Annotated in this window: 12 protein-coding genes; all 12 read right to left on the bottom strand. The window is 58.3% G+C overall.

Features of this window, described 5'->3' with window-relative positions; genetic code table 11:
- Position 1: 1 nt before the first annotated feature.
- Complete coding sequence (locus QN399_RS01265; RefSeq protein ID WP_322181460.1) at positions 2-400, bottom strand: EamA family transporter; 399 nt, start codon at positions 398-400, stop codon at positions 2-4.
- Between the two features lie 7 nt (positions 401-407).
- Positions 408-782 carry a transporter gene (locus tag QN399_RS01260; protein WP_322181458.1) on the bottom strand — a complete coding sequence of 125 codons (375 nt, stop codon included), beginning with the start codon at positions 780-782 and terminating at the stop codon, positions 408-410.
- A gap of 115 nt (positions 783-897) precedes the next feature.
- Entirely contained in the window at positions 898-1,227 is a 330-nt protein-coding gene (locus QN399_RS01255; RefSeq protein WP_219062347.1) for a GlpM family protein, read from the bottom strand.
- 48 nt (positions 1,228-1,275) lie between these two features.
- Entirely contained in the window at positions 1,276-2,601 is a 1,326-nt protein-coding gene (locus QN399_RS01250) for a sigma-54 dependent transcriptional regulator (RefSeq protein ID WP_322181456.1), read from the bottom strand.
- A gap of 24 nt (positions 2,602-2,625) precedes the next feature.
- The gene (locus QN399_RS01245; protein ID WP_322181455.1) at positions 2,626-4,536 is read right to left on the bottom strand and encodes a cache domain-containing protein; all 1,911 of its coding nucleotides are present in this window, start codon (positions 4,534-4,536) and stop codon (positions 2,626-2,628) included.
- 66 nt (positions 4,537-4,602) lie between these two features.
- Entirely contained in the window at positions 4,603-5,337 is a 735-nt protein-coding gene (locus QN399_RS01240) for an amino acid ABC transporter ATP-binding protein (RefSeq protein ID WP_219062062.1), read from the bottom strand.
- Positions 5,334-6,002: an ABC transporter permease subunit gene (locus tag QN399_RS01235; RefSeq protein ID WP_322182827.1), complete on the bottom strand. Its 669-nt coding sequence runs from the start codon at positions 6,000-6,002 to the stop codon at positions 5,334-5,336. Before QN399_RS01235 ends, QN399_RS01240 begins: the two co-directional genes overlap by 4 nt.
- Positions 5,999-6,745: an amino acid ABC transporter permease gene (locus tag QN399_RS01230; RefSeq protein ID WP_330200462.1), complete on the bottom strand. Its 747-nt coding sequence runs from the start codon at positions 6,743-6,745 to the stop codon at positions 5,999-6,001. The genes QN399_RS01235 and QN399_RS01230 overlap by 4 nt, the downstream gene beginning before the upstream one ends.
- An 88-nt stretch (positions 6,746-6,833) precedes the next feature.
- Entirely contained in the window at positions 6,834-7,748 is a 915-nt protein-coding gene (locus QN399_RS01225; RefSeq protein ID WP_322181453.1) for a glutamate/aspartate ABC transporter substrate-binding protein, read from the bottom strand.
- A gap of 320 nt (positions 7,749-8,068) precedes the next feature.
- Entirely contained in the window at positions 8,069-9,607 is a 1,539-nt protein-coding gene (gene glpD / locus QN399_RS01220; protein WP_322181451.1) for a glycerol-3-phosphate dehydrogenase, read from the bottom strand.
- A gap of 299 nt (positions 9,608-9,906) precedes the next feature.
- The gene (locus QN399_RS01215; protein ID WP_219062058.1) at positions 9,907-10,662 is read right to left on the bottom strand and encodes a DeoR/GlpR family transcriptional regulator; all 756 of its coding nucleotides are present in this window, start codon (positions 10,660-10,662) and stop codon (positions 9,907-9,909) included.
- 113 nt (positions 10,663-10,775) lie between these two features.
- Positions 10,776-12,281 (bottom strand): glycerol kinase GlpK, encoded by a 1,506-nt coding sequence (gene glpK, locus QN399_RS01210; protein WP_322181448.1) that lies wholly within the window; start codon positions 12,279-12,281, stop codon positions 10,776-10,778.
- Between the last annotated feature and the right edge of the window lie 13 nt (positions 12,282-12,294).

Raw genomic sequence — 12,294 nt, 5'->3', positions numbered from 1 at the left:
CTTACGTGGCCGCTGGTTGTTGCCCTTCCGCCAGCAGCACAATCCCGCCAATGATCACGCACACACCCAGCCAGTGCATCGGGCTGATGGTTTCGCCCAAGCCGAGCCATGAGCCGAGCAGTACTACCACGAACACCAGTGAGCTCAAGGGAAAGGCCAGCGATAGGTTGCTGCGGCGCAGGATCAGCATCCAGCTGAGGAACGAGCCGATATAGCAGACAATTGCGACCATGACCGCCAGATTGCTCACCGCAGCCAGTAGCCAGCTCACACCGAACGGAATGGAGGCCAGTCCGTCTCCGCCCACTTTCAGTGATATTTGCGCGCCGCTTTCAAAGGCGATCAATAGTGCCCAGAGGCCAATGCTTGCGCCACGCCCTTCAATCCAACTCTTTGTCATAGAGGCCTCAAATGCCCGTTGCGCAAACCAGCATGACGCCGGTAGTGATGACGAAAGTGCCGAGCCAGCGCCGTCGACTGACGGTTTCGCCCAACACCAGGCGTCCACCCAGCACCACGCCGCAATAGCTCAGGCTGATCGCCGGAAACACCAGGCTCAGCGGTGCCAGTGACAGTACCTCCAGCCAGGCAACGAAAAGAACGGAATAACAGGCGACCCCACACCATAGCAGGGGCGCACCGGCGATTTGTCGCCAGAAATTGCGCAAACGAAAGCCGCCCACGTGCTCGGGCAGCCGATCCAGGCCGAGCTTGAAAGCGAGTTGGCCAATTACATCGAGCACGATGCATAGCGCGATCAGCAGGATCACGGTTGGGGTCAAGGGAGCAGCTCCTGCCAGTTGGCTGAGGGGAAGTGGGTCGGATGAATGCAAGGGATGGGCCAGTGCAGGAATGCGCCGGCCTGGGTACAGGCTGTGTGCGAATGTGTCGACGCGCTTACCCGTGAAACCGAATCCAGAATGTCACCAGCAAGGTTGCCGCGACCAGCCAGGCCAGTGCCGCAAGGGCAAGGGATACTTCCAGACGCCAGCGGTCGACCATCAGGTACAGCGCTGCCAGGTAGATGAAGTAGGGAATGATCGACCACATGCCGAACAGGATGGTGGTCTTCAAATCGTCCAGTGAGCGACCCTTACCGACGATGTAGTGGGCGATCAGGGCGAAGGTCGGGAACAGCGGCACCAGGCCGGCGATGTAGTAATTTTTGGTTTTTGCCAGCGCGGCCAGAATCACCACCACAGCAGCGCCCAGCAGGGCTTTGAAAATCAGGTCCACGATGGCCTCTTAATTCAGATGGCAAAGGGGGCGGGACGATCAACCCAACCCGTATTTTTTGACCTTGTCGAACAACGTGGTCTTGGCCATGCCCAGTTCCTGACTGGCCTGACTGAGGTTGCCGCCGCTGCGTTGCAAGGCATCGCTGAGCAGGTTCTTTTCAAATGCCTCCACCGCTTCGGCAAAGTCCAGGCTGTTGCCAGCTATGCTTGCGCCGGACTTCTTGAACGCCGGCAAGCCGAGGGCGTAACGCTCGGCGACGTTACGCAGTTCGCGCACATTGCCCGGCCAGTCGTGGCTCATCAGGCTCGACAGGGTTTGACGATCCAGCTCCGGGGTTTCGCGATCGAAGCGTAACGATGCGAGCTGTAAGAAGTGCTCGAACAACTGCAGGATGTCCTCGCGGCGTTCGCGCAACGGAGGCAATTCCAGAGTGACCACGTTCAGCCGGTAATACAGGTCGCTGCGAAACTGACCGACCTTGCTCAACTCATCCAGATCGGACTTGGTCGCGGCAATCACCCGGCAGTCCACTGCGACGCTCTGGTTCGAGCCCAGGCGTTCCAGCGTGCGCTCCTGCAACACCCGCAGCAGTTTGATCTGCAGGGTTATCGGCATGCTTTCGACTTCATCGAGAAACAGTGTGCCGTTGTGGGCATGTTCGATTTTGCCAATGCGACGCTTGCCTGCGCCGGTAAATGCGTTGGCTTCGTGGCCGAAGATCTCGCTTTCGAACAGGCTCTCCGGCAGACCGCCACAGTTGAGCGCGACGAACTGCTGAGAATGGCGGCGACTGAAGTCGTGCAGGCAGCGGGCAACCAACTCCTTGCCCGTGCCGGTTTCGCCTTCGATCAGGACGTTGGCTGAGGTGTCTGCAACATTGGTGATCAACGCCCGCAGGTTTTGCATGGCCGGCGATCGCCCGATGATTCGGCCTTCCAGTGAGTTTCGCTCGGCCAGTTGTCGGCGCAGCGACCACACCTCACGCGCCAGGCTGCGTTGCTCCAGAGCGCGTCGGGCAACGTCCACCAGACGCTCGGGGGAGAAGGGTTTTTCCATGAAGTCGTAAGCGCCGTCGCGCATTGCGTTGACGGCCATGGAAATATCGCCGTGACCGGTAATCAGCACCACCGGCAGGCTGCGGTCTCGCGCCTTGAGGCGGGTCAGCAATTCCAGTCCGTCGATTCCCGGCAAACGGATATCGCTGATGACGATGCCGGCGAAGTCTTCGCCAATCCTAGCCAGCGCCTCTTCGGCACTGCCCACGCCTTCGCTGGGAATGTCTTCCAGGGCCAAGGCTTGCTGGCAACCCAGGAGGACGTGTGGGTCGTCTTCGACGATCAGAACGGTCAGGTCGCTGTTCATGCTGTTCGGCTCATTAATAGCGGCTCATATCGGCTCGGCTTCAGGAGGTGCGGGCGTATCGAGCAGTGGCAGGCTCAGGATAAAAGCGGTGCCGCCGCTGGAAGGATGCTCGGCGCTGAGACTGCCCCCGGCTGCGGCAGCGAGGCTGGCAGAAAGGGTCAGGCCAAGGCCAAGGCCATGTTCACCGGGTTTGGTGGTGAAGAACGGTTCGAACAGATGCTTGCGCGCTTCGGGTCCGATACCGTGACCATTGTCGCGCACATAGAGGCGGTAGCGGCCGTCGGCGATTTCACCTTCGAGCCACAACTCGGGCAAGGGCTGGGCCTGCATTGCATCCAGGGCATTGCCGACGAGGTTGACCAGGATTTGTTCCAGGCGCGTTTGATCGATTCGCAAGGACACGTCTTCAAAATGCTCATGCAGCGTGAGGTCGAAGTTCTCCAGTCGGCCATTGAGAACCTGCAGTGCGGCGTCGACGGCCTTGCGCAACGACGCCTGGCCTTTGTCATCTCCACGTCGGGCAAAGGCGCGCAGGCTGGCGGTGATCCGGCCCATGCGATCGACCAGCTCATTGATGGTTCGCAGGTTAGTGCTGGCGGTGTCCAGTGCGCCGCGCTCAATGAAGCGTACGGTATTGCCGGACAAGGTGCGCAAGGCGGCCAAGGGTTGATTGAGTTCGTGGGCGATGCTGGTGGACATCTGGCCGATGGCGGCAAGTTTGCCGGCCTGGACCAGTTCATCCTGAGCGCGACGCAATGTGTCTTCGGCGAGGCGCCGTTCGCGGATCTGCGCTTTTAGGCGTTCGTTGCTGGCACGCAGATCGGCGGTTCGCTCGGCAATTTTGCGCTCGAGTTCATCGTTGGCTTCTTGCAGGGCTTCGCGGGCAGCCAGTCGAGTGGCGATCACTTTGCGTCGCTCATTCCAGGCGATCAGCAGAAACGCCACCAGTGCGCAGGCCACCGCGACCAACATTCCCTGGCGTGCGGCTTCGCTGCGCAACTCCTGCAATGGTGTCAGCAGGGTCAAGTGCCACGGCGTATCGTTCAGCCGTCGGGTCTGGGCCAGGTAGCTGACGTCGGTAGGGTCGTGATCGACGCTGGTATTGGCGGGGAAGGTCAGTTTCTCGACGCCCTCGGCCAGTTGCTCCCGGGCCAGCGGAACCAATTCATTCAGCGGCCACCAGTAATACTGCAGACTGCGCGCGAGCCGCTCCTTGGTTTCCGGCGTCAGCGGGCGAACCGATTTCAGCCGGCGCGACGGGTCGCTGGACAGAATGATGATGCCATTCTCATCGGTAACGAAGGCTTCCAGCCGAGCCCGTTGCCAGCGCTCCTCCAAGGCTTCGAGGCGCACTTTGATCACGGCGACGCCAATGATCTTGCCTTGCTGTTCCAGGCCATGGGCCAGGTAATAGCCGGGCTCTCCGGTGGTGCTGCCAATCCCGTAGAACCGACCGGGGAGGCCGCGCACCGCGTCCTGAAAGTAAGCGCGGAACGACAGGTCCTCGCCCAGATAACTGTCGGCATCACGCCAGTTGCTGGTGGCCAGCACGCGACCGGTGGTGTCGAGGACGTAAATCGCTCGGCTACGACTGCGGCGATTCAGGCCTTCCAGGTATTCGTTGACGTCCTGACGCAGCTCCGGCGCAGGGTCATTCAATAGACGCGAGACGTTGGCTTCGAGCTCGAGAACGCTCGGCAGGTAGGTGTATTTGCTGATCTCGCTTTCTACGGTGCGGGCGTGCAGCTCCAGTTGCCGTTCACCGTTCTCGCTCAGGGCTTGAACGCCGTTGTGCTCGCTGATCAGATAGCTGACATAGCCCAGCGCGACCATCAGCAAGACGACCAGCGGGGGCAAAAACAGATGGCGTATCAGGCGGGGTTTCACGGCAAGTGATGGCGGCGCGGCGCGATAGAGGTTGGGATCGCATTTCATCACAGTCGTCCGGGACCGACCAGCAGCCTGTGCCCAATAAAGGTGGGCACAGACAGCCGGACTTACTTAGTGTTGCAGGATCTTGGCAAGGAAGTGCTGGGCGCGCTCGGAGCGTGCGGTCACATCACCAAAGAACTCTTCTTTCTCGCAATCTTCGACGATTTGCCCCTGATCCATGAAGATCACTCGGTTCGCCACTTTGCGGGCGAAGCCCATTTCATGGGTCACGCACATCATGGTCATGCCTTCGTGGGCCAGTTGCACCATGACGTCGAGCACTTCGTTGACCATTTCCGGGTCCAAAGCCGAGGTCGGTTCATCGAACAGCATGACCACCGGGTCCATCGCCAACGCCCGGGCAATCGCCACACGTTGCTGCTGACCACCGGAAAGTTGCCCCGGGTGCTTGTTGGCATGCGCGGACAAGCCGACACGCTCAAGCAGCTTGAGGCCTTTTTCGGTGGCTTCGGCCTTGCTGCGGCCAAGGACCTTGATCTGGGCGATGGTCAGGTTTTCGACGATGCTCAGGTGCGGGAACAGTTCGAAATGCTGAAACACCATGCCGACCCGCGAACGCAGTTTGGGCAGGTTGGTCTTGGGGTCGCTGATCGAGGTGCCATCGACAATGATGTCGCCCTTCTGGAAGGGTTCCAGCGCGTTCACGCACTTGATCAGTGTCGATTTGCCAGAGCCGGATGGGCCGCAAACCACCACCACTTCACCTTTTTTGACCTCGGTGCTGCAGTCAGTCAGCACCTGGAAGTCTCCGTACCACTTGTTGATATTCTTGATGGAAATCATACGGCAAACCTTTTTTGCAGACGCTTCACCAGCAGCGAGGCGGCAAAGCTGATCGTGAAATACACCAGACCGGCGAAGATCAGGAACTCATTGGAACGGCCAATGATGTCGCCACTGGAGCGCGTGGCATTGAGGAAGTCCACCAGGCCGACTGCATACACCAGCGACGTGTCCTGGAACAAAATGATGCTCTGCTGCAGCAGCAGCGGGGTCATTTTGCGAAACGCCTGAGGCAGGATGATCAAACGCATCATTTGCCCGTAGTTCATCCCTAACGCCTGGGCTGCGCCCATCTGGCCTTTTGGGATGGACTGGACACCGGCCCGTACGATTTCGCAGAAGTACGCGGCCTCGAACATCATGAACGCCACCAGGCAGGAGGTGAACGCTCCGATCGGGGTGTCCTCGCCAGTGATCCAGCGCAGCACAAACGGCACCGCCAGATAGAACCAGGTGATTACCAGCAGCAGCGGGATCGAGCGAAAGTAGTTCACGTAAGCGCCAGCGAGCCTTGCCAGCAACTTGCTCGATGACAAGCGCATCAATGCCAGGACAGTGCCAAGCGCAATGCCGCCGATGACGCCCAGCGCCATCAGTTGCAGGGTCAAGATCATGCCGTTCCACATCCCCGGCAGGGCGGGAACAATTCCACTGAAGTCCATTATTTACCTCCCAGGGAAATCAGCCCGGGCACTGCAATTTTCTTCTCGATCATGCGCATCAACAGCATCAGGCTCATGTTCAAGGTGAAGTAGATCAGCGTCGCCAAGGTGAAGGCTTCGAACAGGTTGGCGGAGAACTCGGCGGTCTGTTTGGTCTGCGCAAGCAGCTCCATAAGGCCGATCAACGAGGCTACGGACGAGTTCTTGAAGACGTTCAGGAATTCCGAGGTCAGGGGTGGAATGATGATGCGATAGGCCTGGGGCAGCAGCACGTTCCAGTAGATCTGTGGCAGTTTGAAGCCCATGGCTCTGGCCGCCGATTCCTGGCCGCCAGGCAGCGCCTGGATACCGGTGCGCACTTGTTCGCAAACCCGTGCAGCAGTGAACAGGCCAAGACAGACCACGACGCTTAGAAAAGCCGATGTCGTGGGGTTGAGGTCTTGCTTGTACCACTGCTGAAGGTTGTCAGGCAGCAAATCCGGCACCAGGAAGTACCAGATAAACAATTGCACCAGCAGCGGAACATTGCGGAAAAGTTCCACGTAAACCGTGGCAATGCCCGACACCCAGCGGTTAGGCACAGTACGCATGACCCCGAGCACAGAGCCCAGCAGTAAAGCGATGATCCAGGCGGCGACGGCAATAGCGATGGTCCAGCCCAGACCGGTGAGGTACCAGTCCAGATAGATTTCTTTGCCGATACCGGTGGACTTGAGGAATACGCCCCAGTCCCAGTTGTAATCCATCAGGGTCTCCCCTCAGTTTGATTGATTCACAGGCACCGTCGTTCACTTGAGCGCGCGTTTGCGTGCCCAAGTGAAGATTAACCAGTGCTTAGATGGCTTTGTCGGGAGCTGGCTTATCGGTAGGGTTGGCGATCAGGTTTTTCAGCTCGTCGCTCATCGGGAAGTTCAGGTTCAGACCCTTCGGCGGGATCGGCTGCATGAACCACTTGGCGTAGATCGTGTTGATCTCGCCCGAGGTGAAGGTTGCCTTGATCGCGTCATCGACAGCTTTCTTGAACGGGGCGTCGTCTTTACGAACCATGCAGCCGTAGATTTCATAGGACTGCGCGGTGCCGGTCACTGCCCAGTCATCAGGCTTCTTGGCTTTGGCCATTTCGCCTGCGAGCAGTGCATCATCCATCATGAACGCGACCGCACGGCCGGACTCGAGCATGTTGAAGGATTCGCCATGGTCCTTGGCAGAGATGACATTCATGCCCATCTGCTTGTCGGCGTTCATCGATTTGATGATGCGCTCGGACGTGGTGCCCGCAGTGGTCACGACGTTCTTGCCTTTCAGATCGGCGAAGTCTTTGTACGGAGAGTCTTTTTTGGCCAGCAGGCGCGTCCCGATTTCGAAGATGCCTACTGAGAAGTCAACTTGTTGACCGCGTTCGGCGTTGTTGGTGGTGGAACCGCACTCAAGGTCTACAGTGCCGTTTTGCACCAGCGGGATACGGGTTTGCGACGTGACCAGGTTGTATTTGACCTTCAGGTCAGGCATGGCCAGGTCTTTCTTGATGGCTTCGACGACTTTCAGCTGGATATCGTGGGAGTAGCCGACCGGAATCCCGGAAGCGTCAGCGATATAGGAGAACGGGATGGAGGCGTCGCGGTGTCCGAGGGTGATGGTGCCAGACTCTTTGATTTTCTTCAGTGTGCCGGTGAGTTCGGCAGCGAAAACTGGAGTGCTAATCAGAGCGGCAGCGATTGCTGCGCCCAAAATATGGGGAACGATGCGCATCAGTTGATCCTCGGCTTTGTTTTTTTTATGGGGACCTGTGTGGAGGTCCTCTGAATAAACGAGTGTGTTCAACGGCGGCCCAATCAGGCGCACGCTACAGTCGGCACATTCGACATTGAGTGTAGAGCATGACTCATGCCAAAGCGGAGATAAGGATTAAACTATTGATTTGTATCGTTTTTATTTGATGCTATGACGCAGGAGAATCTGGCCGCGTCCGGCAGTCCGAACTAATCGGGGCAGCGCGTTCGGAAAACCGAATGACTTGAGGCTGCTGCACAACAACCTCCCCTTTGCGAGGAGGCTGTTGGCGGGGAGGGTCAGGCGGCTTCGATGCTGCTTTTATTGCGCGTGACCGTGTTGAGGTAGTCCTGCACGCGCACCTGCTCGCTCGGTGTGGTGAATAGACCCAACTTGCTGCGACGCCAAAGAATGTCTTCGGCATCCAGAGCCCATTCCTCGCTGCACAGATAATCGACTTCGCGGGTGTAGAGGCCGCCCCCGAGGTGCTCGCCCATATCGGCGAGGCTCTGCACACCTTCGAGCAGGCGCCAGCTGCGGCTGCCGTAGGTGCGGGCCCAGCGCTGGGCAACGTCGCTTGGCAGCCAGTCGAAGCGTTTCGTCAATTCATCACTCAGGGCCTGTGGCGTGCTCATGTCTTCGCCCCCGGGCAGGCTGGCAGTGGCGGTCCAGCTTGGTTTCATGTGCGGGAAGAAGGGCGCAAGGTGGGTCATCGCCGATTCAGCCAGCTTGCGATAAGTCGTCAACTTGCCGCCGAACACCGATAGGATCGGTGCTTCTTCAGCGCTGCCCGAGAGTGACAGCGTGTAATCGCGGGTCACCGCCGAAGGGTTGTCCGATTCGTCATTGCACAGCGGACGAACGCCCGAGTAGGTTCGCACGATGTCGCTGCGGCTCAGTTGTTTCTTGAAGTGCTCATTGACCACTTTGAGCAGGTAGTCGATTTCGTCTTCGGTAATCGTCACCTTGCTCGGATCGCCCTGATATTCACGGTCCGTGGTGCCAATGATGGTGAAGCGTTCCAGGTAAGGAATCGTGAAGACGATGCGCTGATCTTCGTTTTGCAGAATGAACGCGTTTTCGCCCTCGTACAGTTTGGGCACGATCAGGTGGCTGCCCTGAATCAGGCGGATCCCGTAAGGGGAGTCGAGTTTAAGGTCATCACGAATGAATTTGGCAACCCAAGGCCCGGCGGCGTTGACCAGCGCTTTGGCGCGAATGGAAAACAGGCTGCCGTCGGAACGTTCCATGTTCATGTGCCACAGGCCCTTACTGCGACGGGCGTTGATGCAGCGCGTTTGGGTATGAACGTGCGCGCCGTTTTCACGCGCGGCCATGGCGTTGAGTACCACCAGGCGGGCGTCGTCGACCCAGCAATCGGAGTATTCGAAACCACGGGTTATCGTCGCGTTTAGCGGGCTGTCGCTGCCAAAGCGCAGGCTGCGCGAGGCGGGCAGTTTTTCCCGCTTGCCCAGATGATCATACAAGAACAGGCCGGCACGGATCATCCACGCAGGGCGCAGATGCGGACGATGAGGGAGCACGAAGCGCATCGGCTTGACGATATGCGGCGCTTTGGCCAGCAGCACTTCACGTTCGGCGAGCGCTTCTCGTACCAGGCGAAACTCATAATGTTCGAGATAGCGCAGTCCACCATGGATCAGCTTGCTGCTGGCTGATGATGTATGGCTGGCCAAGTCATCCTTTTCGCAAAGGAACACCGATAAACCGCGACCGGCAGCGTCCGCGGCTATCCCTACGCCATTGATACCACCGCCAATGACGGCGATGTCGTAGATTTCGGAAAGCGGTGGCACGGGCAAGGTGGTGTGGGGCATTTGATGGCCTCCTGTCTGGATCTTCAAAACATAGCTTCGAACGGCGAATCCGAACATTTATGTTCAATTTCGAAAATCATAGCGCAATAAAGAGCGCGCATCCAGTCTGCATTCATTGAAAATACTGATGGGAGGGGAGGTAAGTGAATAAATTCGAACATTTTAATTCAGTGTGCCAGGCACGCGCGCGTCGCGTCCCTCGCGAATGAACTCGCTCCCATAGAGCGTTTGTGGTCTCTGGGGGACGAATTTATTCGCGATGAAAGCTGAATGTCAGACGATAGATAGATGTCGGGAGGTCAGACCACTTCCAGACGAATCTTGTACTGGGTCAATAACTGCATCAGCGCAGGGACGGGGGCCTCGTCGGTGACCAGGCAGTCGATCAGGCTGATCGGTCCCAGGCGGACCATGGCGTTGCGTCCGAACTTGCTGGAGTCGGCGGCCAACAGTACTTTTCGGGCGTTGGCGATGATCGCCTGGGACACCCGTACTTCCTGATAATCAAAGTCCAGCAAACTGCCGTCTTCATCAATGCCGCTAATACCGACCAAGGCGAAGTCGACTTTGAACTGATTGATGAAGTCGACACAGGCTTGACCCACCACGCCGCCATCGCGGCGAACAGTGCCGCCAGCCAGCAGGACTTCAAAGTCATCCTTGGCGCTGAGGATCGAGGCCACATGCAGGTTGTTGGTGATGATTTTCAGGTTGTTGTGATTCAGCAGCGCGCGGGCAATGGATTCGGTGGTGGTGCCGATATTGATGAACAGCGAGGCGTGGTCCGGGATCTGCGCGGCAATGGCCTCGGCGATCCGTTGTTTCTCGTCGCGCATCTGGTCTGCACGCATGGCGTAGGCTGTGTTCTCGATGCTCGAGTCATAGGCTGCGCCGCCATGGTAGCGGCGCAACAGGCTCATTTCCGCCAATTGATTGATATCACGGCGGATGGTTTGCGGGGTCACGACAAACAGCTGAGCCATTTCTTCAATGCTGACATAGCCGCGTTCGCGTACCAGCTCGAGGATCTGCTGCTGGCGGGGAGGCAGGTTCATTGTTTTGATTTTCCTATCGGGCTGCCAAACGAATGGCGACCATCATGCCGCAGCCTAATAGCGCTGTCAGCCGGAAACTCATACCGCTCCCCGCCCTTGCGGGCAGTCGTCGATCAGTTGCTTTCTTCGTGCGGTTCCCAATCGCGGGTGCGGCTCACGGCTTTTTTCCAGCCGGCATAGAGTTTTTCTCTTTCCTCTTCGGCAAGTTGCGGTTCGAATTCGCGCTCGATCACCGCTTTGCTGCGCAACTCGTCCAGGCTGCCCCAGAAACCGATGGCCAGGCCGGCGAGATAAGCAGCGCCCAGTGCGGTGGTTTCACGCATTTGCGGACGTTCGACCATCGTCCCGAGAATGTCGGCCTGGAACTGCATTAAAAAGTTGTTGGCCACAGCGCCGCCGTCCACACGCAAGGCTTTGAGGCGCTCGCCGGAATCCTGCTGCATGGCGTCCAGCACGTCACGCGTCTGGTAGGCGATCGATTCAAGCGCGGCACGAATGATGTGGTCGACCTTGACCCCGCGCGTCAGGCCGAACAATGCACCACGGGCATACGGGTCCCAGTACGGCGCGCCCAGTCCGGTAAAGGCGGGGACGAGGTAGACGCCATTGCTGTCCTTGACCTTGCCGGCGAAGTACTCGGTGTCCAGCGCGTCATTGATGAGTTTCAGTTCGTCTCGCAGCCACTGGATGGTGGAGCCACCGTTGAACACAGCGCCTTCAAGGGCATAAGCGACTTCGCCGCGCGGTCCGCAGGCGATGGTGGTCAGCATGCCGTGTTGCGACTTCACGGCTTTCTTTCCGGTATTCATCAACAGGAAGCAGCCGGTGCCGTAGGTGTTCTTGGCCTGACCGGGTTCAACGCACATCTGGCCGAACAAGGCCGCTTGCTGGTCTCCCGCAATACCGGCGATAGGGATGCCGCTTTTGCTGTGGCCGTAAACCTCAGAGGAGGACCGTACCTCAGGCAGCATCTCGCGTGGAATATCCAGCACCTTCAGCATTTTTTCATCCCATTCCAGGGTATGAATATTGAAGAGCAGGGTGCGCGAGGCGTTGGTGTAGTCGGTGACGTGAACCTTGCCGCCGGTGAATTTCCAGATCAGCCAGCTATCAATGGTGCCGAACAGCAGCTCGCCTTTGCGTGCGCGCTCTCGGCTGCCTTCGACGTGATCGAGAATCCACTTGAGCTTGGTGCCGGAGAAGTAGGGGTCGGTGACCAGCCCTGTCGTTTCCTTGATGTAGTCTTCCAGTCCGTCACGCTTGAGTTGCTGACAGATTTCGGTGCTGCGGCGGCATTGCCAGACAATCGCGTTGTAGATAGGGCGGCCGGTTTCTTTTTCCCATACGACGGTGGTTTCCCGCTGATTGGTGATGCCGATGGCCGCAATCTGATCATGATGCAGATCAGCTTGGGCGAGTGCCTTGGTCATGCACGCGGTCTGGGTGGCGAAGATTTCCATGGGGTCATGTTCGACCCATCCCGCTTGCGGGTAATGCTGGACGAACTCGCTTTGCGCGGAACTGACCACGTTGGCATCGCGGTCGAAAATAATGGCGCGTGAACTGGTCGTACCCTGGTCAAGGGCAATGATGTAGTTCTTATTCTGTGTGTCAGTCATGTCGATTGCCTTG

This window comes from Pseudomonas sp. 10C3 (assembly GCF_036346185.1).
Classification (GTDB): Bacteria; Pseudomonadota; Gammaproteobacteria; order Pseudomonadales; family Pseudomonadaceae; genus Aquipseudomonas.
The sequence above is the reverse complement of the archived record's forward strand: the minus strand, read 5'-3'. Positions and strand labels throughout refer to the sequence as shown.

Coding starts and splice junctions, on each gene's coding strand:
- QN399_RS01265 (WP_322181460.1), bottom strand. CDS start 400: ATGACAAAGAGTTGGATTGAAGGGCGTGGCGCAAGCATTGGCCTCTGG.
- QN399_RS01250 (WP_322181456.1), bottom strand. CDS start 2,601: ATGAACAGCGACCTGACCGTTCTGATCGTCGAAGACGACCCACACGTC.
- QN399_RS01245 (WP_322181455.1), bottom strand. CDS start 4,536: ATGAAATGCGATCCCAACCTCTATCGCGCCGCGCCGCCATCACTTGCC.
- QN399_RS01240 (WP_219062062.1), bottom strand. CDS start 5,337: ATGATTTCCATCAAGAATATCAACAAGTGGTACGGAGACTTCCAGGTG.
- QN399_RS01230 (WP_330200462.1), bottom strand. CDS start 6,745: ATGGATTACAACTGGGACTGGGGCGTATTCCTCAAGTCCACCGGTATC.
- QN399_RS01225 (WP_322181453.1), bottom strand. CDS start 7,748: ATGCGCATCGTTCCCCATATTTTGGGCGCAGCAATCGCTGCCGCTCTG.
- glpD (WP_322181451.1), bottom strand. CDS start 9,607: ATGCCCCACACCACCTTGCCCGTGCCACCGCTTTCCGAAATCTACGAC.
- QN399_RS01215 (WP_219062058.1), bottom strand. CDS start 10,662: ATGAACCTGCCTCCCCGCCAGCAGCAGATCCTCGAGCTGGTACGCGAA.
- glpK (WP_322181448.1), bottom strand. CDS start 12,281: ATGACTGACACACAGAATAAGAACTACATCATTGCCCTTGACCAGGGT.